The sequence below is a fragment of the Streptomyces sp. NPDC054757 genome, from assembly GCF_053612185.1.
The window spans coordinates 1-22,934 of record NZ_JBSHBW010000011.1 but is presented as its reverse complement, the minus strand read 5'-3'; the positions used below and the strand labels follow the sequence as shown (position 1 = coordinate 22,934).

Below are 22,934 nucleotides of genomic sequence, written 5' to 3'. Positions count from 1 at the left end.
GGAACCCGAGAGCGTGAGGGGCCGCAGGAACGGAGACTCGCTCGCGCTGTTCAGCCTGACTTTGCACTGAAAGGTCTTGGGCGGCGGCCCCCGCCGGGGACCGCCGCCCAACCGCGGGATGTGTTCAGTCGCAGGCGAACCGGTTGTAGGGGACCTGGTAGGTGGCGTCGAGCTCATGGGCGTTGGTGCTGCTGGAGCCCTTGGCCTTCGCGTGCGCGGTGACCGTCGCGCTGCCGGTCTCGGTGGTCGGCTCGCCGGTGCGGAAGACCGCCGAGACCCTGCCGTTCGCGGGGACGTTCTTGAAGGTCCGCTCGCCGTAGGACGTCTTCACGGTGAGGGTGGCCTTGTGTGCCGACCGGTTCCGGGCGGACACCTGGATCTGTGTCTGGTCCTTGACGCAGCGGGTCACCGCACTCGATGTGACGGGTACGGAGCCCGGCGGGGTCGGGTCCTTGGGGAGCACCGTGACGGTGAACTTCTTGAGCGGTGCCACGTTGCCCGCTGCGTCCACGGAGCGGTACTCGATCTGGTGGGTGCCGTATCCGGGCAGCCGCTTGGTGAACGGCGAGGTGGACAGACCTCCCGTGCCGAGGTTGCCGTAGATGAGGTCGTCCACGTTCGTTCCGGTGGGAGTGAACAGGAAGGGCTTGGAACCGTCCGTAGGCCAGCCGAAGTAGTGGAACCACCCGTCGCCGTCGACCCGGAATTCCGAGGTCAGCGCCCCTGGCTGGTCGTCGTGTGCCGTGAGGCCGAGGCTGAAGGAATCCTTGACGGTGTAGTGCGGTGTGCCGTCGCTGTTCCGCGAGACGCTGACCGGGTCCGACACGAGGTAGCTGGTGGTTGCCGCCGTGTTGTCGACGGTCCACCGCTCGGTTGCCGCGGGCGAGGAGGGCTTGCGTGCATCGCTCACGCTGACGTTGACATGGTGGGTGCCCTTCCTGAGCCGGAGGCCGCCGAGATCGAGACTCGTCGAATGCGCCACGACATGGCCGTCGAGCCGCCACACCACGTTCAGAGCGTGGTCGCGCGGGTGACTCGGGTCGACCCACAGGACGTCAGTCGCTCCGACGGGCCGCTCGGTGGGCGTCGCCAGGGAGATCTTCGGAGCACCGTCGGCGGAGGATGCGGAGTGTGCGGATGGTGCGGAGTGCGCGGACGGTGCAGCGTGTGTCCCGACCGTCCACTCGCGCGTGGCCGTCATCTTGCGGCTGTCCCGAAGGGCGGGATCGCGGACGAAGTCCGTGTCGTCGACGACTTTCACGCCGATCGTGTCGCCCGCGCGTGCGTGGAGGTCCCGCACCTTGACGCTGCGGGCGCCGGCGACGGAGTGGACCACCTTGCCGTTGACGCTCCAGATGGCGTCGAGTTCGTGGTGGACCGGGTGAACGGTGTCGATCCACAACTCGTCGGCGGGGCCCACGGGTCCATCGGTGGACGTCGAGTCCTCGATGAGGTTGACGGCCCCCGACAGGCCCGCCGTCATCCGTTCACGGCTCACCTGGTCCATGGAGTAGCCGAGCGTCTTCATCATCGAGTGCTGGCTCGGCCGCCAGACGCCCTCGGTGTAGTACATGCCGCCTTCGTACCGGCCGATGGTGCCGCCCGATTCGCTCTTCTCCCCGAGCCAGCGCCACCACTTGGCCTTCTGGTCACGCATCTGCTGCTCGGTCAGCAGGGTGTGGTGGGCCGAGTCGGGTTCACCACCGCTGTAGGTTCCGCTGGTCACTCCCCGGGAGTAGTAGTCGTACTCGTCCTGGAGACCGCCGAAGGAGTGGCCGAGCTCGTGCGGGGCGATCAGTGCCGACATGGCGTTGCCGCCGGTCGCGGTGGCGTAGGAGCCGCCCGCGCCGCCATAGGTGTCGCTGTTGGCCAGCGCGAGAATCTGATCCGTCTTCGGGGCCAGGGCCGCGTACTTCTTGGCCGCGTTGTCGTCCATCACGAGCAGCCGCTGAATTCCGCTCGTGGAGCAGCCGCTCCAGAGCTTCATCCCCAGAGGGGTGTTGCGCTTCGGGGAGCTCAGCTGAGGGTCGCAGCTGATTCCCGACTCCTTGGAGGGAGTCTCGACGGCGTAGACATTGATGTAGTTCCGGTAGCTCTTGTAGGGCTCAAGGCTCCAGAGCACGTTCAGCTGTTGGTCGACCTGGTCGAGGAATGTGGGCATCTCGGACGCGGTGTAGCCGTCTCCGAGTACCACCAGGTTCCAGCGATTGGCCGGGTCGCCGGTCACCTGGACCGGGACGACCTTCGCGTCGTCGGCCGCGGCACTCACCGGAGTGCCGGCCGCCGGTCTTCCGGCACCCGTCGCGGCAGGCGCGGCGGCCATCGCGCCGAAGGCTACGGCCACCGCGACAAGTGGCCGCCATATACGTTTCACAAGAAAGCTCCTTGACCTGTCTCCGGGCCCGACGAGCCTTCATACGACGGCTTGCCGTGAGGACATGTCAATCCTCCGGCTGCAGAGATCTCGGCTGTGCGCTGAGAAGCCCTCACGCAGTGACCGCAGGTGTCGCCGGACCCGGCAGGTCTCAGGGGACGACGGTCACTTCCTCCTCGGTGACCACGCCTTCGGCGATGCGGTACGAGCGGAACTGGAAGGGCCCGGCGCCGTCCGTGTCGGCGGTGGAGACGAGGACGTAGTGCGCGCCCGGCTCGTTCGCGTATGTGATGTCCGTACGGGAGGGGTACGCCTCAGTCGCGGTGTGCGAGTGGTAGACGATCACCGGCTCCTCGTCGCGGTCGTCCAGGTCGCGGTAGAGCTTGAGCAGGTCGGCCGAGTCGAACTCGTAGAACGTGGGCGAGCGGGCCGCGTTCAGCATCGGGATGAACCGCTCGGGGCGGCCGGAGCCCTCCGGGCCCGCGACCATGCCGCATGCCTCGTCGGGGTGGTCGGCGCGGGCGTGCGCCACGATCTGGTCGTACAGGGCCTGGGTAAGGGTCAGCATGCCGTCAGGATAAGCAGCAGGACCAAGGGGCCGCGGGCACGCGTCAGGCAGGGTGGCGGTGGGCGACGGGTGGGCAGGCTCGTACCGGAGTGTGGTACGAGCCTGCCCACATGCTGGGAAAAGGGTGGCGAGAAGGCCGTTTCCGGTCAGCTCTCGCGCTTGGCGAAGGCCGCGCCCTGCGGGTTGCGGGCCCGCAGCACCAGATAGGTGACGCCGAGCAGCAGGGCCCAGAAGGGCGCCGCGTACAGCGAGACCCGGGTGTCCTTGTCGATGCCCATCATCACGATGACGAGGGCGATGAAGGCGAGCGAGAACCAGCTGGTCCAGGGGGCTCCGGGTGCCCGGAAGCTGGACTTCGGGAGTTCGCCGCGCTCGGACTTGGCGCGGTAGCGGATCTGGCAGATGAGGATCACGATCCAGGCCCACATACCGGAGATGGTGGCGAAGGAGACGACGTAGTTGAACGCCTGGCCCGGCCACTGGTAGTTGATCCAGACACCGACGAGCATCAGTGCGGCGGAGACGGTGGTGCCCAGGAGCGGGGTGCCGCTCTTCGTCAGGGACGTGAACGCCTTCGGACCCTGGCCGTTGAGCGCCAGGTCGCGCAGCATCCGGCCGGTGGAGTACATGCCGGAGTTGCAGGAGGAGAGGGCGGCGGTCAGCACGACGAAGTTGACGATGCCCGCGCCGACGCCCAGGCCCATCTTCTGGAAGGCGGCGACGAAGGGGCTGACTCCGGGGTGGAACTCGGTCCACGGGACGACCGAGAGAATCATGATCAGGGCGCCGATGTAGAAGACCGCGATACGCCAGGGCACGGTGTTGATGGCCTTGGGCAGAACCTTCCTGGGCTCCTTGGACTCCCCCGCGGTGACCCCGACCAGCTCGACGGCGAGGAAGGCGAACATCACGATCTGCAGGGTCATCAGGGTGCCGGTGATCCCCTTGGGGAAGAAACCGCCCTGGTCCCAGAGGTGGGCGACGCTCGCGGTGTCGCCCGCGTCCGAGAAGCCGACGGTGAGGATCCCGGCACAGATGAGGATCATGCCGATGATCGCGGTGACCTTGACCATCGAGAACCAGAACTCCAGCTCACCGAAGAGCTTCACGGATATCAGGTTCACGCCGTAGAGGATGAACGTGAAGACCAGCGCGGAGAGCCACTGGGGAATGTTCCACCAGAAGGTCATATAGGTGGCGGCCGCGGTGACTTCGGTGATGCCGGTGACGACCCAGAAGAGCCAGTACGTCCAGCCGGTGACATAGCCCGCGAAAGGGCCGATGAACTCGCGTGCGTACTCCGAGAAGGAGCCGGAGACCGGGCGGTACATGAGCAGTTCGCCCAGGGCCCGCATGATGAAGAAGATGACCAGGCCGGCGATGGCGTAGGCGAGTATGAGGCTCGGTCCGGCCTTGGATATGGCCTTGCCGGCGCCGAGGAAGAGGCCGGTGCCGATGGCACCGCCGATCGCGATCATCTGGATCTGGCGGGCCCCGAGGCCCCGCTTGTATCCCTCGCCCGATCCGGCGTCCTCGGCCGCAATGCCGTCGTGCTCCTGGTCGACCTGCACTGAGGTCATGGTGTTGCGCCTTTCTCCATGCCGATCCGGCCTGACGAGGCTCGGATCGACTGTGACGATCCTGGAGGGCAGAACCCGCGGATGGTGGAGTGCTGTCGGCGGTCGGCCTGACGTGGCGGCCCCGGGGGCGGGGGGTGGTGACCCCGGGTGGTCGTAAGATTTAACACGGCCGGGAAAGAGATCCTCCCGGGAAAATGTGACTCACGCCACTGGAAGAACCGGACGAAAAGCACCGGGCGGAGCAAAGCATTCCGCCACGGTGACGTCATCGTTATCCGGATTTGAGCGTCCTTTGAGCGGACGGTCAGGCGGACAATCAGGTGGTGACCGGGTGGACCGCGCCCCCGGGGGGCGACGGGGGCGGACGGCTCAGGACCCGTTACGGCATCAGCGTCTCGACGAGCGTTTCCTGCAGCGCGCCGAGCCAGAGGTAGGCCATCACCATCGGCTTGCGGGGATCGTCGTCCGGAAGCCGGTACAGCCCCCCGTCGGCGGATTCGGCCTCCTCGTCGTCCGAGACTTCGAGGCGGGTGCCGATGGTCAGCCGGAGGTCGTTGAGCGCGCCGAGCCAGTGGCGCGAGTCGTCGGGCGAGAGCGTGACCAGCACAGTGCCGTCGGGGAGGGCGCGCTCGCGGTCACCGTCCGCGCCCTTCGCACCGCCTGCCGCACCCGCGGCCTCTGCCCCTGCCCCTGCCCCTGCCCCTGCCTCATCGAGCGTCCGTACGAGGGCGAGCGCGTCCTCGCGCTTGCGGGTGCGCAGGTCGTTCTCGGTGAAGCGGCGGAACTCGGACGAGAAGTCGGGCTCCTCGTCGCCGTACGCGTCCGGGAAGAGGCGGGCGAGCGCCGGGTCGTCCGGCGGCTTGCTCGGACCCTCGGCGAAGAGCGAGGCCAGCGGGTCCTCCCCGTCGACCGGCTCCTCACCGGGGCCGACCAGCTCCAGGAGCTGGACCGCGAGCGAGCGCAGGATGGACATCTCGACCTCGTCGAGCGCGACGGCCGCACCGCCGCCCGGCACCGCGTCGAACTGTCCGGCCATCAGTTGCGGTCCTGGGTGAGAGTGGCCCACAGGCCGTAACCATGCATCGCCTGCACGTCGCGTTCCATTTCCTCACGGCTGCCGCTGGAGACCACTGCCCGGCCCTTCTGGTGCACGTCGAGCATCAGCTTGTGGGCCTTGTCCTTCGAGTAGCCGAAGTAGCTCTGGAAGACGTAGGCGACATAGCTCATCAGATTGACCGGGTCGTTGTGGACGAGCGTCACCCAGGGCACATCGGGCTCGGGGACCTCGAAGGTCTCCTCGGCCGATTCGGGACGTTCGATCTCTACGGGGGCGACACTCACGCCTCCCATGCTGCCACCCGTGGAGTGGCGGCGCACACACCGGTCCCTAGATCTCGTCACTCTGACGAAATAGGGGGTAGCATCCTTCGTACGCCCCATCGAGAGGGGAACAGCCCCGGGAGACCCGGCCGGCAGAGCCGGACCGGCCCGGACGAAAGTGCGAGGTTGACCGTTGTGAACGTTGCGGACCTTGGCCTGCCGGTGCATGTGCCGTCGACAGCGCTCTTCACGGACCAGTACGAGCTCACGATGCTCCAGGCCGCCCTGAAGGCCGGCACGGCCGACCGCAGGTCGGTCTTCGAGGTCTTCACCCGGCGGCTGCCCGAGGGCCGCCGCTACGGCGTCGTGGCGGGCACCGGGCGTGTCCTGGACGCCGTGGAGAACTTCCGCTTCGACGAGGACCAGCTCCGCTTCCTGCGCGAGCAGGAGATCGTCGACGGACCCACCGCCGAATGGCTCGCGTCCTACCGGTTCGGCGGCGACATCTGGGGCTATCCGGAGGGCGAGGTCTACTTCCCCGGCTCGCCGGTGCTGCGGGTCGAGGGCTCCTTCGCGGAGTGCGTCCTGCTGGAGACCGTGATCCTCTCGATCCTCAACCACGACTCGGCCATCGCCGCGGCGGCCTCCCGGATGAACGCGGCGGCCGGCGGCCGGCCGCTGATCGAGATGGGCGCCCGCCGCACCCATGAGCTGGCGGCCGTCGCATCGGCCCGTGCCGCGTACGTCGGCGGATTCTCCACCACCTCGGATCTGGCGGCCGGGTTCCGGTACGGCATCCCCACCGTCGGCACGAGCGCCCACGCGTTCACGCTGCTCCACGACGACGAGCGGCAGGCGTTCACCGCCCAGGTCGCCTCGCTGGGCGGGGACACCACCCTGCTGGTCGACACGTACGACGTGGCCGAGGCGGTCCGTACCGCCGTCGATGTGGCCGGGCCCCAGCTGGGCGCCGTCCGTATCGACTCCGGGGACCTGCTGCTCGTCGCGCACAAGGTCCGCCAGCAGCTGGACGCGCTGGGCGCCACCGGGACGAAGATCGTGGTCACGTCCGACCTGGACGAGTACGCCATCGCCTCACTGGCCGCGGCGCCCGTCGACGCGTACGGGGTCGGCACCCAGCTCGTCACCGGCAGCGGGCACCCCACCTGCTCGATGGTCTACAAGCTGGTGGCCCGCGCCACGTCGGCCGACCCGCAGGCGCCGCTCCGGCCCGTGGCGAAGAAGTCGCTGGGCGCCAAGACGTCGCGCGGCGGACGCAAGTGGGCGGCGCGCAGGACCGACGCCGACGGGATCGCCGAGGCCGAGGTGATCGGCACCGGCGAGGTGCCCGCGGACTTCCAGGACCAGCAGCTCCTGGTGGAGCTGGTGAAGGGCGGCGAGGTCGTCGAGCGCGAGCCGCTGGACGCGGTGCGTGAACGCCATCTGGCCGTCCGGGCCACCCTGCCCATGTCGGCGTTCCAGCTGTCCCGGGGCGAGCCGGTCATCCCGACCGAGTACGTCTGATCCGCGGTGCGGGGGTAATCACGGGCGCGCCCGGTAACCACGGACCCGTCCCGTACCGCACAGACCGTACGGATGAACCACTCCCGTACGCATGAACCGCAGGTGAGCGGGAATGGAACGGCTGTCGGGACCGCCTCCCGCTCCGGCGCACGCCCTCCTTCCGCCACCCCCCTTCTCCCCCAGGACAAGGATTCCGCCATGCACCGCGCCCTGATCGTCGTCGATGTGCAGAACGACTTCTGCGAAGGCGGAAGCCTCGCGGTCGCGGGCGGCGCCGATGTCGCCGCCGCCGTCACCGACCTGATCGGCCAGTCCACGGCCTGTTACCGGCATGTGGTGGCCACCCGTGACCACCATGTGGACCCGGGCAACCACTTCTCCCGGAACCCGGACTTCGTCCACTCCTGGCCGCCGCACTGCGTGGCCGGCACGGAGGGAGTGGGCTTCCACCCGAACTTCGCGCCCGCCGTGGCGTCCGGCGCCATCAGCGCCGTCTTCGACAAGGGTGCCTACGCGGCGGCGTACAGCGGCTTCGAAGGCCAGGACGAGCACGGTGTGCCGCTGGCCGACTGGCTGCGGGCCCGCGAGATCGAGGCGGTCGACGTGGTCGGGATCGCCACGGACCACTGTGTGCGGGCGACGGCGCTCGACGGGGTGCGGGCCGGGTTCGGCACGCATGTGCTGCTGGGCCTGACGGCCGGCGTGTCCGGGGCGACGACGGACCGGGCGCTGGAGGAGATGCGGGCGGCCGGTGTGGAGCTGACCGGCAAGCCGATGGCTGCCTGAAGGCTGCTGCGGTCCACGTCACAGCCCGCCCAGGTCACGTCCCGCCTCACAGCCCGCCCAGATCACGTCCGGTCCAGGTCATCTCCTGTACAGGTCACGTCCTGTCCGGACTCAGACGCCCTCGCCGAGCAGTGCTCTGATCGGATGCCAGAGCTCCGCCTCCTCCTGCGGCGCCGCGCGCCACAGGAGCCCGTCCGGATGGTGCAGGACGGCTGTGATCTCGTCCGGCGTCGGTGGCTGCGCGTTACCCCGCAGATACACCGCGCGCATCCCCAGATTCCGCACCCGGGTCAGGGCGCGGGCCCGGTTCAGGGCATGGACGAGGATCCGGACATGGGTCATCCGGTCCGGGCTCGGCAGGGTGAGTGCGACCACCACGCTGCCGTTCGGAAGTCTGCTGAATCCGCCACCAGGCATACCGTTCATCTCCCCCGTGAGACGTTGTGTCAATAAGAGCCGTGCAAGAGGCACCTAAACACGATCGGCCGCCGCCCGCTAGAGGGCGACGGCCGATCATGCTCTGACCTGCGAAGATGTGACTCAGCTGTGCGAGGCGCCGACCTGAACCGTGATCGTCGAGCCATCCACGGGCTGCTGGATGATCGAGATCCGGGTGTTGGTGTCAGTTACCTTCACGCTTCCGGTCTCGTTCTCCTTGTACCAGTACGTACCCTGGTGATCATCGAAAACCGGCCGGCCGAGCTGCGGCAGGACCCGCTTGGCGACATCCGCGTTGTGCAGCGTGAAGCCGGGCGTCGGGAACCAGCTGAACGGCGCGTCGAAGGGCTGGACCTTGTTCCGCATCAGCGAGCCGTCCGCCCACTTCATCGGCTTGGCGTGCGAGTCCACCGGCAGGATCAGACCCTGGCCGGGGTGGGCGCTGACGTTGTTGTCGGGCTGCGAGGTGTCCCACTGCCAGATCATCAGGCCGCGCTGGTACGGGTAGTACTCCACCCAGTCCGGACGGGTCTTCGAGAAGCCGAAGTTGTACGGGCCGGTCTTCAGCGTCTGGTCGTACGACACGTACTGGCGGTTCTCCGCGATGTAGTACTGCGGGTAGTCCTTGGTGAAGGACTCACCGATCCGCGAGAAGCCCTTCGCCGTCCAACCGGCGTCGTCCGTCTCGGCGTTGTCCGTGAAGAGCGGGGCGCCGTCGGCGTTCACCGAGATCTTGTCGGCCGCGAAGCCCTTGCCCGCGACACCGCCGTCGGACGAGTAGCGGAAGCGGAGGTCGATCTTCTTGCCCGCGTAGGCGTCCAGCGGGTAGGAGAGGGTCTTGTACGCCTCGGACGTACCGGTCAGCGCGGGCTTGTCACCGCCGTCGCGCGGGATCTGCGCTCCGTCCGCCTTTCCGTCGATCGCGGTCCAGTTGGCGCCGCCGTCCGTCGAGACCTCGGTGTAGAGGAAGTCGTAGTCCTTCTCGATGTCCCACCAGCCCGAAAGGTCAAGAGTGGCCTTGGACTTGCCGGTCAGGTCGACCGGGCGGGTCAGGGTGTTGGAGAGGTCGTCGCCCATCCCGCTCCACCACTGCTTGGAGCCCTCGGCCGGCTTGGTGATGGTCGTGGTGACGGGCTTGTCCGGCAGCGAGACGACGAGCGCCTGCTTGTTCCTGGTGTTGTACTCCGAGACACCGAGCTTGTGGGTCGACTTCTTCGCGGCCTTCGCCGTGTCGTAGTCCAGCCAGCCCAGCTGGAGCTTGTCCCACGCGGACATGTCACCCGGCTTGTTGCCGATGGCGTTGTTCCCGGTGCTCAGCCAGGAGCCCGCCGACATCAGCGACCAGAAACCGACGCTGTTCTCGGCTGTGTTGGTGGTGTCGTACTCGTCCGGCAGGCCCAGGTCGTGGGCGTACTCGTGGGCGAAGACACCGAGGCCGCCGTTCTCCGGCTGCATGGTGTAGTCGCCGACCCAGATACCGGAGTCGCCGATCGGGGCGCCGCCCGACTTGTTTCCGGCCGGGCCGGTCTTGCCGGTGTCCGTGCCGTAGACGTACGAGCGGTGCGCCCAGAGCGCGTCGGCGCCCTGCGCGCCGCCGCCGGCGGACTCGTCCTCGCCGGCGTGCACGATCTGGAAGTGGTCGATGTAGCCGTCGGGCTCGTTGAAGTTGCCGTCGCCGTCGTAGTCGTAGCGGTCCCACTGGTCGTAACCGGCCAGGGTCGCCTTGATCTGCGCGTCGGTCTTCCCGGCCGCCTTCTGGGCCTTGGCCCACGCGGTGACACCGTCGCGGACCAGGTCACCGGCGTTGGCGCAGATGCTGGATCCGCAGTAGTTGGAGCCGTAACGGGCCTCGTTGTACGGGACGGTGACCCAGTCGGCGACCTCGCCGTCGACGGAGTAGCGGCCGGACGAGGTCTTCTCGTAGTACGACTTGAGCGAGTCCTTGCCCTTGCCGGTACCGAAGTAGAGGTCCTGGAAGTGCTGGCGGTTGTAGTCCGCCTGCCAGGCCGTGCTGTTGTCCTTCTTGCGGTCCGGCTGGGCGATCTTGTTGTGCGCCGGTCCCGGTGTGCCGCCGTACTTCTTCACCGGCGGCTTGGGCCCGTCGGGGCCGTCCGGGTCGTACATGGTGCTGTTGTCGACCGTGTCGCCGAACTGCACCAGGATCGTGAATATCTTGTCGGTCTTCTCGCGGCCCAGCTCGACGTACTTCTTGTCGTCGAGGCGCACCACCCGGGAACCGCCGTGCGACTGCACCTTCTTGTGGCCGGATATGACCTGTTGCAGCGCCGACTGGCGTTCCTTGTTCTGCTGCTTGGAGAACGGCCCGTCCAGATTGTGCTTCTGGCCCTTGGGCTGCGTCGCCGGGTCGCGGCGGTCGATCTTCTTCGATGCCGCGCTGCCCGTGGGGGCCTTGGTGTCGGCCTGGGCGGTGGCGTACGCCGAAGCGGTGGCCGTGGTCGCGGCGATGGCCACGAGTACGGCTGCCACACGGGTCGTTGCCCGTCTCTTGATATTCACTTGGTGCTGTCCTCCCCGAACGCGTCGCAAGTGACGACATTCGACCGGAGGTGCAAGAGAAAAGACAGATCTTGACTTGAACATAGCAACTGCATTATGCAGAGCGCCGTTTCCGGTATCCGGACGGCTCACAGCGTCCACACAGCAGCCGCACACCTGAGCCCTACGTTCTGCGGTGAACCTCACGGAGGGTCAACAGGCGCGTCGGCCCGGCCGGTGCGGTGGGGGCGTGACTCCGTGCGCCCCCCGTGCACCGGCACCGTGGGTTAGGCGACGCTTACTGATGGTTCCGCTCGGGCATCCGTCGGATTAGAGTCGCGCTCGACGTATCCGCCGACACGCCCCGCCGAGTCGACCACCCATCGCTGTCCCTAGGACGGAAATCGCCATGACGCGTCCGACTGCCGCACAGTACTTGTATGGTTCGGCCACCGTCGTCTTCTCGACCCTCGCGATGCTGCTGCTCTCGCGCACCTCGTCGGGCATCGGAGTCGCGGTCATCGTCGTGGCGGCGCTGGTCCTCGGTCTGCTGGTCGCGGTGACCGTGCCCATGCCGAGGACGGCCCATCCGGCCGACCGGGCCGGAGCCGCGGAGTCCGGTACGGACCGGGCCACCGCTGCCGGTTCCGCGGCCACGCCGCCCGGACCGCGGGCGACCGGCCGGACCGCCACCGCCGAACGGGTCGGCGGCCACTCACTGCGCGGCTGAGCCGCTGAACCCCAGGGCCGCCCGATCGGCCGGGCGACGGACTACCGGTCCGGACGACCGCCCACCGGCCGGCTACCGACCGACCCCCTGCCTACGGTGTCGTGACCACCACCACGGTCTTCGCCGCCTTGTCGTGCAGCCCCTGTTTGTACGGCCGGTCGAAGAAGCTCCAGCCGCCGCAGATCGCGGTCCACACACAGGCGCAGCAGAACACCGCGGGCAGCCACAGCACGGCCGCCCTGACGAACGCCGCCTGGGAGGTCGGGACGGCGCCGTCGTTCAGGTTGGCGGTCCGCAGCCCGAAGAGCCCCTTGCCGACGGTCTGCCCGTTGCGCTTGACCGTCATGAGCGTGTCGTAGCCGATGTAGAGAACCGCCGCGATCAGGCTCTGGCCCACCGAACGGCCGTAGTTCATATGGTCCGTGTTGTACCGCAGCCCGCCGAAGATCAGTGAGATCAGCCAGACCACCACGGCCACGATCACGATGTCGATGATGCGGGCCAGCACCCGCTTGCCGCTGGGCGCGAGGGGCGGCATCCCGGCGATCGGCTGGTCACCGCCGTAGGCCCGGCCGCCGCCGTAGGCGTTCGGATCGTACGGCGGGGGCATCCCGCCGCCGTACGGGCCACCACCACCCGGGGGCGGGGGCGCCCCGCCCCCGTACGGATCGCTGCCGCCGGCGGGCGGGGGCGGAGGCGATCCGTACGGGCTGCCGCCGCCGGGCGGGGGCGGCGGCTGGTCGTCCTGCGGCCTCTTGCGGAACGGGTCGTCCTCGGGGGGCTCTCCGGGCGGCGGCTGATCGGTACTCATCTCCCGAGTCGACCGCGCCGGGCGGGGCCCCGCATCCGGTCGGGGCCGTACGGGTGAGGCCGCGTCAGCCCGCCGCCACGAAGGTCCGTGCGGCCTTGTCGTGCAGACACTGCCGCCAGGGCCGGTCGAAGAGGCACCAGATCACGTTGACGACGCCCACCACGAGCAGCCCCAGCACCCCGTACAGCAGCCAGCGGACGACCGCGCCACCGAAGGACGGCGGCTCGTACGACTCCAGGTCGCGGACCTGGACCCGGCAGAGCCGTTTGCCGAGGGTACGGCCCCACTTGGCGGTCGGCAGGGCCTCGTACAGCAGGCCCAGGACGAGGAACGCGCCGATGACGGCGCCCAGATATCCGGCCGTGGTCCCGTCGAGCAGCCAGACCGTGACAGTGGTCCCGGAGAGCTTCGCCTCGTCGATCTTGCTGTTGATGTGGTCGGCGGCCTTCGTCAGGAACGGTACGGCGATGGCCCCGGCCACCGCCCCCAGCACCACGGTGTCGATCAGCCGGGCAGCGAACCGCCTGCCCAGGGCCGCCGGACGGGCGGCGGCCTGCGCGCGGGCCGCCGCCTGGAACGGGTCCTCGACCGGAGGCTTCCAGGGCGGCAGCCGCTCCTGGTCGGCCCCTTCGCCGGAGCGGGCGAGCTGCTGCACCTGCTGCGGCCAGGAGGGGGCCTGCGGACTGCCCGCTTCCGGATACGGCTGGGCCTGGACCGGCGGGGACTGGAGCTGCGGGGGCTGCGGCTGCGGGGTCTGCGTCGGAACGGCCTGGGCCGACGGCAGGCCCTGCTGCGGGAGGTGGGGCGGCTGCTGGAACTGCGGCTGCGGCTGGGGCTGTTGCTGCACGGGCTGTTGCGGCGGCTGGGACTTCGGGGACACGGCGCGGATCGACAGGGTGCCGTCCGTCCTGTTCGTACGGGCCGCTCCGCCACCCGTACGCCCACCCGCCCCGGCGCTCGCGCCGTCGGCGGGGCCGCTTCCGGGACCGCCCCGCGATCCGTCCCCCGGGCGCAGCGCCCGCAGGGTCACCGTGTCCGACGGCGGGTCCTGGCGGCCCCTGGGGAGTGCGGGCCGGGACGCCTCCTGTCCGGCGGGCAGCTCGGCGCGGCGCGGCTCCGGCACCGGCCGGCCGGGCTCGGACGGGCCCGCGGGCTGCGCGGTGCCGCCGGAGTGCGTGGCGCTCCCGGGCTGCGCGGTGCCGCCGGGCTGCTGCTCGGGGCCACCGGGCCTGGCCGGTGCCTCGGCCGGAGTGCGCGGGTCGGGGCCGCCCCAGGAGACCCGGCGGTCGCGGTCGCCGCCGAAGCCGCCCTGGCGGGAGGCGTCGGCCTGCCAGGCGGACGCCGGTTCCTGCGGACCGCCGTACTCCGGCTCCTCGTCGAAGAAGACCGGCCCGGTCTGTTCGGCCTGCGGAACATCGGAGGCGTCGGACGCGCCGGACGGTCTGTGCACGGCGGGCAGCGGTGCGGCGGGAGCTGATGCCGTGCCGCCTGGCGGTACCGGCATGGGCTGGTCGCCGTCGGCGGGGGCCGGACGGCTCGTACCCGGCACCCACGAAGCACCGTTCCAGTACCGCACATATCCGGGAATCGATGGATCTGGGTAATAGCCAGGGGTGGGGCTGCCGTCGCCGGTTGCCGGGGTTGGGGCGCTCATCACCGTGGTCCCGTATCTCCTTGAGAGCCGCAATTCAAGGCTCCACATCTATCAGACCGCCGTGGGCCCACGGACCGGTCCTGTCGCATCGACCACTTTCCGGTCATCGCCAAATCATCCTCGAAACCCGCGTAATGAATGCCGGGCAGGGTGCTCTCACCCTGTACGGCCCGCCGTTGGGCGTACGTACGAGGAGAGGAAGCGCACGCCATGCACACCGTGGTGGAACGTGAACTGGAGCTCAAGCTGGTGCTGTCGCCCGAGCGAAGCATCCCTGTCCCTGCCCGGCTTTCCTACAGCACGGGGGACCCCTACGCCGTGCACGTCAGTTTCCACATCTCATCGGACACGCCGGTGAACTGGTCGTTCGCCCGTGAGCTGATGGTCGAGGGGGTGTTCAGGCCGTGCGGCCACGGCGACGTACGGATCTGGCCCACCAAGGTGAACGCGAAGAGCGTGGTCTGTATCGCGCTCTCCTCACCCGACGGGAACGCCCTGCTCGAAGCCCCGACCGCCCAGGTCTCCGCCTGGTTGGAGCGGACCCTGCGGGCCGTGCCGCCCGGCTCCGAGAGCACCCATCTGGCGATCGACGACGGCCTGGCGGAGCTGCTCACCCCGCTGCCCGCCGACGATCTGTGGATGTGCGACCCGTGGCCCTCGGACGAGTCCGACGAAGACGGCCGGTGACCGCGGGGCGCGCCGGGGCCGGGGTTCGGACGCGCCGGGCCGGAGGACACACCGGGGCCGGAGATCACACCGGGGCCGGGGCTCAGAACAGTTTGCCCGGGTTGAGCAGCCCGAGCGGGTCGAAGGCCGCCTTGACACCGCGCTGCATCTCGACACCCACCGGCCCCAGTTCGCGCGCCAGCCACTCCTTCTTGAGTACGCCCACGCCGTGTTCGCCGGTGATCGTGCCCCCCAGTTCGAGGCCGAGCGCCATGATCTCGTCGAAGGACTCGCGCGCCCGCCGCGACTCGTCGGCGTCGTCGTGGTCGAAGCAGACGACGGGGTGGGTGTTGCCGTCTCCGGCGTGGGCGCAGACACCGATGGTCAGATCGTGCTTCTCGGCGATGACCGCGGTGCCTTCGAGCATCGCACCGAGCTTCGAACGCGGTACGCAGACATCGTCGATCATCGTCGCGGACTTGACGGTCTCCAGCGCGGTCAGCGAGAGCCTGCGCGCCTGGAGGAGCAGCTCCGACTCGGCCTCGTCGTCGGCGGGGACGATCTCGGTGGCGCCTGCCGCCGCGCAGAGTTCACCGACCGCCGCCAGATCGGCCTCGGGGTCGGCGCTGTCGAACGCGGCGAGCAGCAGGGCCTCGGTGGTCTCGGGGAGGCCCATCTGCGCCATCGCGTTGACGGCCCTGATGGTCGTACGGTCCATGAGTTCGAGGAGTGAGGGTGTGTGACCGCGCTCCATGATCCGGCAGACCGCGTCGCAGGCGGCCGCGGCCGACGAGAACTCGGCGGCCAGGGCGAGCTGGCGCGGCGGGGCCGGCTTCAGCGCGACCACGGCCTTCACGACGATCCCGAGGCTGCCTTCGGAGCCGACGAAGAGCCGGGTCAGGTCGTATCCGGCGACGCCCTTGGCGGTGCGGCGGCCGGTCGTCAGCAGCCGTCCGTCGGCGAGTACCACCTCAAGGCCGAGTACGTACTCGGCGGTCACCCCGTACTTCACACAGCACAGGCCGCCCGCCGCCGTGCCGATGTTCCCGCCGATGGTGCAGGTCTCCCAGCTGGAGGGATCCGGCGGGTAGTACAGCCCCTGGTCGGCCGCGGCCCGGGAGAGCACCGCGTTGACGACGCCCGGCTCGACGACGGCGATCCGGTCGACGGGGCTGATCTCCAGGATCCGGTCCATCTTGGTGAGGGAGAGGACGATACAGCCGTCGACGGCGTTGGCGGCGCCGGAGAGACCGGTGCGGGCGCCCTGCGGGACGACAGGTGTACGGAGGGCCGTCGCCGTCCGCATGACGTGCTGGACCTGCTCGGTGGTGCGCGGCAGGACGACGGCGGCGGGCGCCCCGGCGTCGCAGAAACCGGCGGTGTCCCTGGCGTACGAAGCCATCACGTCCGGGTCGCTGATCAGGGCTTCGGCCGGGAGCCCGGTACGCAGGCGTTCGAGCAGATCATTCATGATCCCAGCCTGGCACCGGGGGCGCCCGGCTGGGAAGGGGTGGGCCCCAGGCGGGGTATGTGGCCCTGCTCGCCCGCCTGGAAGAGCGGGAGGACCCGGGGCGGGGGCGTGCGGCCGTCAGCGACACCGGCGGGAGAGCCCGGTCAGCGGGGTTCGTGGGAGAGCAGGGTGCCGAGCGGGCCGAGGTCCAGGTTGAGGTCCTCGCGGCGCAGCCCGTGGTGGGTGCAGAGTTCCGTCATCCGTTCGTCCAGGAGCATCAGGGTGGTGCCCACCCGTTCCTCCTGCTCCTCGGTGAGCTCGCCGCTGTCGAACCGGCGGAGCGCCTGGCGCTCGACCAGCTGCCGCAGCAGTTCGACCACGGTCAGGACGAGCGAGGCCAGGTCGCGGCCCGCGCTCTCGGGGTCGATGTCGATCCGGGCGTCGCTCACAGTGGTCCCCCGTCGGCCCAGGGTGCGGGGACCCGTTCGCTGACGGACGCCAGCAGTGCGTGCAGCGAGAGCCTGACCAGCGGGACCTCGGCGATGGCGATCACCAGGTCGCCGCTGATGACGACGCCGGTGCCGAGCACCCGGTCGAGCAGGTCGACCAGCGGGACGCCGATGGGGGCCGCGGCCTCCGGGCCCTGCCAGGGGACGGGGTTACGGGTGCCCGGCATGAACGCCTCCGTCGGTGAACGAGTAGGGGGCCCACGGGCCCGAGACCTCGATCTCGATGCCGTCGAGGCCCGTGGCGGTACGCAACCGCCCGATGGTGCGCGCCAGTTGACCGCTTCGCTCCTCGGCGAGCAGATAGGCGGCGTTCATGATCTGGGTGCGGCCCCGGCCGGTGGCCTCGGGGCCGTGCGGCCTGCGCCGTACCGAACCCACCGCCAGCTCCCGTACCGCGCTGTCCACCTGTTCGGCCGCGGACATTGCGCTCTCCTGGCGCAGTTCCCGCTGCTGCCGGGCGCCGCGCAGCCGGTTCAGATAGGCGCGGCCGGTCTCGCGCTCCTGCCCGGGGGCCGGGTCCGCGGGCGGCCCCGCGGGCGTCGGCCCGGCGGGCGCGGTCGGCCCGGCCCCGGGGCGGGGCTGCGCCAGGTAGACCTTGACGGCCCATTCGACGCGTCCCGCGATGCGGTCGAGCGCCGTACGGAAGCGCTCCCGGCCGGCGTCGAGAGCGGCGGTGGCACGCTCGTCCCCGAGGTAGAGCGTGGCCAGCGGGAGCGGCACCGTGGGGCCTCCGGCGGCGGCCGCGGTGACGACGTCGTGGTGGGCGCGTGCGCAGTGTTCGAGCTCGGCGGGGTCGGTGAGCCGCTCGCGCAGGGCGGCCTCCGAGAAGGCGTACGCCGGTACGTCCTGGACCACGGCCCGCAACGGGCCGAAGGGCAGGAAGCGCAGGGGCCCGCCCCCGGTGTGTCCGGGGGCGGGGCCGAGGCTCGCGGGACGGTCCGGCCCGCAGACCGCGAAGACGTAGGTGACCGGGGCGCCGCTGTCGTCGGCCGGGCCGGGCGGCAGGTGCGAGGGGGGAACCGGGGTGGGAGTCATCGGCGGCGCACTTCCCTCGGCCTCCCGGACTCGCCCGCGCTGTCGCCCTCCAGTGCGTCGAGGCGTTCGCGGAGCAGTTTGTTCTCCTCGGTCAGGGCGTTCTGCGCGGCGCGGGATGAGAGTGCCGGGTCCGTCTCCCACCAGTCGATGCCGGCCTTCCGCGCTGTCTCGACGGACGAGATGAACAGCCGCAGCCGGATGGTCAGCAGCTCGATGTCGAGCAGGTCGATCTTGATGTCGCCTGCGATGACGATGCCCTTGTCCAGGACCCGTTCGAGGATCTCGGCCAGATTGGCCGTCGAGGGCGCATGGGTCTCGGGCGGTGAGTCCCAACTGTCCACATCCGTCACGGTGTTCCCTCTGCTCCCTCTGTTCTCGGCCGTCTCCGTGCTGGCCCTGCGGTCTCGTTCATCTCCGCGCTCCCGGTGGTCCGTGGACACTCCGCGCCGGCGCCGCCGGCCTCCGGTCGAGGAGGTCGAGGAGCCGCTCCTCCTCGCGTTCGAACTGCGCCAGGCCGATCTCACCGTCGTCCAGGGACCGGTTGAGCGCGGCGAGCCGGGCGCGGATCACCCCGGGGTCGTGCAGTTCCTGCTCCGCGGCGTCCACCAGCCGGTCGGAGATCCAGACCACGCCGCGTACCGGCGCCAGCGGCAGGAGCAGGACGCCCGAGAGCAGACCCATGTCAGCCCCTGGCCGGGGCGGGTTCGGCGCCGACGAAGCTGTAGCAGGGCAGCGGCCCGGTCAGCCGGAGCTCCAGCCGGTCCGGGTGGGCCGCCGCGAACCGCTCGGCGACCTCGCGGAAGAGCGTCTCCTTGGCCCGCGGTACGAGGAACGAGGCGTTCAGGACACAGCCGTCGACCTCCGGACCCGGACGCATCTCGTCGGCGATCTCCGCGAACTCGACCGGCAGCCGGGCCGCCGCCACCGCGGCTCTGCGCCGGAGACCCGCCGCCACGGCCTCGCCCAGCCGGATGCTGGCTTCGTAACCGGGGTGCCGGCGGGTCTCCTCGCGGACCTGCCGGACCACGGGGTCCTCCCGGAGCAGCGCCTCCAGACAGTCCTGCACCGGCGTGATCTTCACGTTCATCTCGACGCGCTCGTCGAGGCGTTGCAGTACGGCGGTGTGCTCGCCGCGCCGTGCCATGACATCGGCGAGGACCGTGGCCTCGTCCGGTGCGACCACCCCGAAGCGCATCGGCAGTACCGGCCCGCCCGCGGCCAGGGTCAGCAGCAGCTCCTGGTGGGCCAGGAGATCGCGGCGCCGGGCCCTGAGCCCCGGGTACGTCCCGCTGACCACGACGGCGAGGTCCCCGGCCGGCAGCAGCCGGACCTCGGCGGGCGGGTCGCCGACGCCGCTGGCGCCCGAGGGCAGCGGGTGGGCGCCGCCCACCACGCCGTACACATAGATGCCCGGCGCTGATGCCGGTGCTGATGCGGACATCGGTCAGCTCTCCTCGTGACGGCGGGTGCGTCCGCTGCTGGAATGGGCCTTGCGCCGGCGCGGGCGGTCCTCCCCGTCGTCGTCATCGTCGTCGTCGTCGCCGGCTCCGACGGCCTTCTTCACCTTGTCGCCCACGGAGTGCGCGGCCTTCTTCGCGCCGGCCTTCCCTGCGCTCTTGGCCATGCCGCCGCCGAAGAGCTCGGGGACGGTCCTGCTGGTCGCGTCGTGCTCCAGGTCGAGCCGGTTGCACGCCTCGGCGAAGCGCAGATAGGTGTCGACGCTGGCGACCACGATCCGTGCGTCGATCTTCAGGATCTCGATGCCGACCAGCGAGACACGCACGAAGATGTCGATGACCATGCCGCGGTCGAGGATGAGTTCCAGGACGTCGTAAAGAGTGCCGGCCCGCGGGACGCGGACGACCTCCTCGCTGTATGTGCTCAAGGGGATGACCGTCTCTCCGGGTGGGCGGTGGGCGCTCATGTGTCCGCCTGACCACGGCGGTAGCGACGGACCCGGTGGTACTGCACCAGGGATCCGCCCTCGTCCAGATCCACCGCGTACGTCGCGAGAAGGCTGGTCGTGTCGGGGATGCGCGAGAGCTCCAGCACATCCACGTCGACCTGCCAGCCCTTGTCGGTCCGTGACACAGCGGAGACGCCTTCGGTGTGGTGATTGATCAGTCGGTTCAGGCTTTCGCAAGCGCGTTCGGCAGCGTCCTCCGCTCCCCTGACGCGCTTCTTCCCGTCCGCGGCAGGGGCGGACGTGCGAGAGGAGGTCTTGGCCTCCCGGGTTCGCTGCTCTGACATGTTCGTCATTCTGTTGACGCTCCGGCGGTCCCGCACTCCGGGTGAGCCGAACGGTGAGCGGCTGCGCCGCACCCGCCCCGAGCAGCGCATTCCGCCCGCAGCGGCCGACCGGAAACCACGCGAATGGCGGCTTCCCGGTGGCGGGAGGACATTGGAAGGAGAGATGCGCGCCGCGATGCGTGGATCAGCCGGGTGCGCCCGTCGCTGAAGCATCCGGTGCCGCTCGCCGACACAGCCTTCTTCGTACTGGAGGATCTCCGATGGCCAGCATCGAAAGCACCGGCAGCACCACCGAGAGCGGTGGCGGAACGCGAGGCACCACCACCATCGCCGACACGGTCGTCGCGACCATCGCCGGTATCGCCGTACGCGAGACCGACGGGATCTACGCCGTGGGCGGCGCCGCTTCACGGGCCCTCGGGTCGGTTCGCGACCGGGTGTCCGGGGCTCCCTCGCCCAGCCGGGGGGTCAAGGTCGAGGTCGGCGAGACACAGGCCGCGATCGACCTGGAAGTCATCGTGGAGTACGGCGAACCCATCTCGGACGCGGCGAAGGAGATACGCAACCGGGTGACGGACGCGGTGGAGACGATGACCGGACTGGAAGTCGTCGAGATCAACATCAAGGTGTCCGACGTCCATCTGGCCGGGGACGACGACGAGGACGAGGACGACGAGGACAGCGGCCGCAGCGCCCGCGTCCGATGACCCCGATGACGGTCCGGACCTTCTCGTGGCTCCAGGGGCGGCACTGGGCTGCGGCTGCGAACCCTGAGAAGGCCCGTGCACCGGGGAGCCCATGGCGGTGAAGGAGTCAGGCGCCCGGCCCTGCCGGGGCCTGCCCGGACCGCTTCTCTCTCGCTCTGAGAGGCACTCATGGAAAACAGCACGAAGGTTTCTCTCGCCGCGGCCGTGGCGGCCGGATATGTCCTGGGCCGGACGAAGAAGGGAAAGCTGGCCCTCGGTGCCGCCTCCCTGGTGGCCGGCCAGCAGTTGCCGCTGAATCCACGCGAACTCGTGGGCTTCTGTGTCCGCAAGCTGGCGGAGAACCCGCAGGTCGCACCCCTCATCGAACAAGCCCGCAGTGAAGTGCTGAACGCGGGCCGCACCGCCCTGTCGGCGACGGCCAACCGCCGCCTCGAATCCCTGGCCGGAGCACTCCAGCAACGGACCAGCGCCCTCAGCGAACCACCGGGCGACGAGGACGGGGAAGAGCCTCCGGAGGACGAGGGCGGGGGCGAGGACGAGGACGAGGGGGACGGCGAGGACGAGGAGGACGACGAGAAGGACGAGAACGGCGAGGGGGACGAGGCAGAAGAAGAGGGCGGGGAGGAAGAGGACGCGGAGCAGGAGGACGCGGAGGAAGAGGGCGGGGAGGAAGAAGAGCCGCCGCACCGTAGTCGTCCCGCGAAGCGGCCCCCGGCCGAAAAAGCACCCGCCAGGAAGAGCGCGTCCGCGCCCGACGGGAAGAAGTCCGCCGAGAAGAAGCCTCCTGGGAAGAAGCCGGCCAAGAAGGCACCGGCGAAGAAGACCGCCGCCAAGAAGACCGCGGCCAAGAAGACCGCGGCCCCCGCGGCCAGGAAGACGGCATCGAAGAAGGCTGCCGCCAAGAAGACGTCGAGCCGCAACAGCCGTAGGAGGTAGCTCTCATGGCCAAACAGGAGGACGCATCCGCGGACCAGGACAAGTCCGCCCTCGACAAGGTCAAGGACGAGTTTTCCGCCTATGTCGGCGCCAAGGGGCAGCGGCTGATGGATTCCGCCACCGGAAAGCTCTCGGATCTGGCGGAGGGCCTGGGCGATTCCGGCGACGGGGGCGGGGGCCTCCTCGACGTCGGAAAACGGGTCATGGGCGGCGAGAACCCCGTCAAGGCATTCGCGAGCGAGAAGGCCGGCGCGGTGAAGGACAAGGCCGTGGACTCGGTCAAGAACGCCTTCGGCGGGGGTGGCGGCAGCAGTAAGGCCGGGACTCCCAAGGTCACCAACATCATCGAGATGATCGATGTCGGAAAGCCGCTGCGCACGGTGTATGACCGATGGACCGAGATCGAGGAGTTCAGCTCCTTCACCAAGGGCGTCACCGGGGTGAAGCAGTCGGACGAGATCGAGAGCGACTGGAAGCTCAAGGTCGCTTTCTCCAACCGCAGTTGGAAGGCCACGGTGCAGGAGCAGGTGCCCGACGACCGGATCGTCTGGACCTCCGAGGGCGCCAAGGGGACCACCCGCGGCGCCATCACCTTCCACGAACTGGCCCCGAGCCTGACCCGGATCGTCGCCGTCGTCGAGTACACGCCCGCCGGCTTCTTCGAGAAGACGGGCAACATCTGGCGTGCCCAGGGGCGCAGGCTGCGTCTGGACCTCAAACACTTCCAGCGCTACGTGACCCTGACCGGGGACGACGACGAGGTCGAGGGCTGGCGCGGGGAGATCCGCGAGGGCGAGGTCGTCCGCAGCCACGAAGAGGGCCTTGAGGACGACGAGCAGGACGACGACCAGAACGACAACGAAGACGAGGACGCCGACGAGGAGGAGGAGGACGAGGAGTACGAGGACGGAGAGGGCGAGGACGAGGAAGACGAAGGCGAGGAGGGCGAAGGCGAGGAGGGCGAAGGCGAGGAGGGCGAAGAAGGCGAAGAAGACGAGTACGAGGACGAGGAAGAAGGAGAAGACGAGGACGAACGTTGATGCGGCAGGTGGGCGGGGGGCGGCGCCCGGGGCCCGCGCCCCCCCCCCCCCCGCCCCCCC

The 22,934-nt window shown here is 69.7% G+C and carries 25 protein-coding genes; 7 read left to right on the top strand and 18 right to left on the bottom strand.

Annotation, left to right across the window (positions count from 1 at the left end):
- Positions 1 to 124 precede the first annotated feature (124 nt).
- The 5 genes from ACWGKJ_RS15555 to clpS form a co-directional block, all read right to left on the bottom strand.
- Complete coding sequence (locus ACWGKJ_RS15555) at positions 125 to 2,374, bottom strand: M64 family metallopeptidase (protein ID WP_385030959.1); 2,250 nt, start codon at positions 2,372 to 2,374, stop codon at positions 125 to 127.
- A 151-nt stretch (positions 2,375 to 2,525) separates the two neighbouring features.
- Complete coding sequence (locus ACWGKJ_RS15550) at positions 2,526 to 2,942, bottom strand: Mov34/MPN/PAD-1 family protein (RefSeq protein ID WP_385030956.1); 417 nt, start codon at positions 2,940 to 2,942, stop codon at positions 2,526 to 2,528.
- A 146-nt stretch (positions 2,943 to 3,088) separates the two neighbouring features.
- Entirely contained in the window at positions 3,089 to 4,522 is a 1,434-nt protein-coding gene (locus ACWGKJ_RS15545) for an amino acid permease (protein ID WP_385030953.1), read from the bottom strand.
- Positions 4,523 to 4,901: 379 nt separating this feature from the next.
- Entirely contained in the window at positions 4,902 to 5,558 is a 657-nt protein-coding gene (locus ACWGKJ_RS15540; protein WP_385030950.1) for a DUF2017 domain-containing protein, read from the bottom strand.
- On the bottom strand, positions 5,558 to 5,872 hold the full coding sequence (clpS, locus tag ACWGKJ_RS15535; protein ID WP_385030947.1) for an ATP-dependent Clp protease adapter ClpS: 315 nt from the start codon (positions 5,870 to 5,872) through the stop codon (positions 5,558 to 5,560). The genes ACWGKJ_RS15540 and clpS overlap by 1 nt, the downstream gene beginning before the upstream one ends.
- Positions 5,873 to 6,037: 165 nt before the next feature.
- On the opposite strand from clpS, the gene ACWGKJ_RS15530 reads away from it, so the two are divergent.
- Both ACWGKJ_RS15530 and ACWGKJ_RS15525 read left to right on the top strand, forming a co-directional pair.
- Positions 6,038 to 7,366, top strand: coding sequence for a nicotinate phosphoribosyltransferase (locus ACWGKJ_RS15530; protein ID WP_385030944.1), 1,329 nt, complete (start codon positions 6,038 to 6,040; stop codon positions 7,364 to 7,366).
- 198 nt (positions 7,367 to 7,564) lie between these two features.
- On the top strand, positions 7,565 to 8,152 hold the full coding sequence (locus tag ACWGKJ_RS15525; RefSeq protein WP_385030941.1) for an isochorismatase family protein: 588 nt from the start codon (positions 7,565 to 7,567) through the stop codon (positions 8,150 to 8,152).
- 111 nt (positions 8,153 to 8,263) lie between these two features.
- On the opposite strand, the gene ACWGKJ_RS15520 is transcribed toward ACWGKJ_RS15525, so the two are convergent.
- Both ACWGKJ_RS15520 and ACWGKJ_RS15515 read right to left on the bottom strand, forming a co-directional pair.
- Positions 8,264 to 8,569: a hypothetical protein gene (locus ACWGKJ_RS15520; RefSeq protein ID WP_385030938.1), complete on the bottom strand. Its 306-nt coding sequence runs from the start codon at positions 8,567 to 8,569 to the stop codon at positions 8,264 to 8,266.
- 123 nt (positions 8,570 to 8,692) lie between these two features.
- On the bottom strand, positions 8,693 to 11,107 hold the full coding sequence (locus ACWGKJ_RS15515; protein WP_385030935.1) for an immune inhibitor A domain-containing protein: 2,415 nt from the start codon (positions 11,105 to 11,107) through the stop codon (positions 8,693 to 8,695).
- Between the two features lie 388 nt (positions 11,108 to 11,495).
- Between ACWGKJ_RS15515 and ACWGKJ_RS15510 the strand changes: the two genes are divergently transcribed.
- On the top strand, positions 11,496 to 11,816 hold the full coding sequence (locus ACWGKJ_RS15510) for a hypothetical protein (RefSeq protein ID WP_385030932.1): 321 nt from the start codon (positions 11,496 to 11,498) through the stop codon (positions 11,814 to 11,816).
- Positions 11,817 to 11,907: 91 nt separating this feature from the next.
- Here the strand turns inward: ACWGKJ_RS15510 and ACWGKJ_RS15505 are convergent, their stop codons facing one another.
- Positions 11,908 to 12,627 carry an RDD family protein gene (locus tag ACWGKJ_RS15505; protein ID WP_385030929.1) on the bottom strand — a complete coding sequence of 240 codons (720 nt, stop codon included), beginning with the start codon at positions 12,625 to 12,627 and terminating at the stop codon, positions 11,908 to 11,910.
- Between the two features lie 64 nt (positions 12,628 to 12,691).
- A complete protein-coding gene (locus tag ACWGKJ_RS15500; RefSeq protein ID WP_385030926.1) occupies positions 12,692 to 14,281 on the bottom strand; it encodes an RDD family protein in 1,590 nt (529 codons plus the stop codon).
- Positions 14,282 to 14,491: 210 nt separating this feature from the next.
- Here ACWGKJ_RS15500 and ACWGKJ_RS15495 point away from each other — a divergent pair, with 210 nt between their 5' ends.
- Positions 14,492 to 14,968 carry an SsgA family sporulation/cell division regulator gene (locus ACWGKJ_RS15495; protein ID WP_385030923.1) on the top strand — a complete coding sequence of 159 codons (477 nt, stop codon included), beginning with the start codon at positions 14,492 to 14,494 and terminating at the stop codon, positions 14,966 to 14,968.
- Positions 14,969 to 15,050: 82 nt separating this feature from the next.
- Here the strand turns inward: ACWGKJ_RS15495 and ACWGKJ_RS15490 are convergent, their stop codons facing one another.
- From ACWGKJ_RS15490 to ACWGKJ_RS15450, 9 genes are all read right to left on the bottom strand, one after another.
- On the bottom strand, positions 15,051 to 16,418 hold the full coding sequence (locus tag ACWGKJ_RS15490) for an FAD-binding oxidoreductase (protein WP_385030920.1): 1,368 nt from the start codon (positions 16,416 to 16,418) through the stop codon (positions 15,051 to 15,053).
- A gap of 143 nt (positions 16,419 to 16,561) precedes the next feature.
- Entirely contained in the window at positions 16,562 to 16,846 is a 285-nt protein-coding gene (locus ACWGKJ_RS15485; RefSeq protein WP_385030917.1) for a gas vesicle protein K, read from the bottom strand.
- A complete protein-coding gene (locus ACWGKJ_RS15480) occupies positions 16,843 to 17,073 on the bottom strand; it encodes a gas vesicle protein (protein ID WP_385030914.1) in 231 nt (76 codons plus the stop codon). Before ACWGKJ_RS15480 ends, ACWGKJ_RS15485 begins: the two co-directional genes overlap by 4 nt.
- A complete protein-coding gene (locus ACWGKJ_RS15475) occupies positions 17,057 to 17,941 on the bottom strand; it encodes a GvpL/GvpF family gas vesicle protein (RefSeq protein ID WP_453315747.1) in 885 nt (294 codons plus the stop codon). Before ACWGKJ_RS15475 ends, ACWGKJ_RS15480 begins: the two co-directional genes overlap by 17 nt.
- Positions 17,938 to 18,291: a gas vesicle protein gene (locus tag ACWGKJ_RS15470; RefSeq protein WP_385030908.1), complete on the bottom strand. Its 354-nt coding sequence runs from the start codon at positions 18,289 to 18,291 to the stop codon at positions 17,938 to 17,940. Before ACWGKJ_RS15470 ends, ACWGKJ_RS15475 begins: the two co-directional genes overlap by 4 nt.
- A gap of 58 nt (positions 18,292 to 18,349) precedes the next feature.
- A complete protein-coding gene (locus ACWGKJ_RS15465; protein ID WP_385030906.1) occupies positions 18,350 to 18,622 on the bottom strand; it encodes a gas vesicle protein GvpG in 273 nt (90 codons plus the stop codon).
- 1 nt (position 18,623) lies between these two features.
- Positions 18,624 to 19,382, bottom strand: coding sequence for a GvpL/GvpF family gas vesicle protein (locus tag ACWGKJ_RS15460; RefSeq protein ID WP_385030903.1), 759 nt, complete (start codon positions 19,380 to 19,382; stop codon positions 18,624 to 18,626).
- Between the two features lie 3 nt (positions 19,383 to 19,385).
- Positions 19,386 to 19,832 (bottom strand): gas vesicle protein GvpJ, encoded by a 447-nt coding sequence (gvpJ, locus tag ACWGKJ_RS15455; RefSeq protein ID WP_385030979.1) that lies wholly within the window; start codon positions 19,830 to 19,832, stop codon positions 19,386 to 19,388.
- Between the two features lie 29 nt (positions 19,833 to 19,861).
- A complete protein-coding gene (locus ACWGKJ_RS15450; RefSeq protein WP_385030901.1) occupies positions 19,862 to 20,191 on the bottom strand; it encodes a gas vesicle protein GvpO in 330 nt (109 codons plus the stop codon).
- A 260-nt stretch (positions 20,192 to 20,451) separates the two neighbouring features.
- On the opposite strand from ACWGKJ_RS15450, the gene ACWGKJ_RS15445 reads away from it, so the two are divergent.
- The 3 genes from ACWGKJ_RS15445 to ACWGKJ_RS15435 all read left to right on the top strand — a co-directional run bounded on the left by ACWGKJ_RS15445 (position 20,452) and on the right by ACWGKJ_RS15435 (position 22,874).
- Entirely contained in the window at positions 20,452 to 20,898 is a 447-nt protein-coding gene (locus ACWGKJ_RS15445; RefSeq protein WP_385030898.1) for an Asp23/Gls24 family envelope stress response protein, read from the top strand.
- 168 nt (positions 20,899 to 21,066) lie between these two features.
- A complete protein-coding gene (locus ACWGKJ_RS15440; protein WP_385030895.1) occupies positions 21,067 to 21,834 on the top strand; it encodes a histone protein in 768 nt (255 codons plus the stop codon).
- A 5-nt stretch (positions 21,835 to 21,839) separates the two neighbouring features.
- Positions 21,840 to 22,874, top strand: coding sequence for an SRPBCC family protein (locus ACWGKJ_RS15435; RefSeq protein ID WP_385030892.1), 1,035 nt, complete (start codon positions 21,840 to 21,842; stop codon positions 22,872 to 22,874).
- The last annotated feature ends 60 nt before the right edge of the window (positions 22,875 to 22,934 follow it).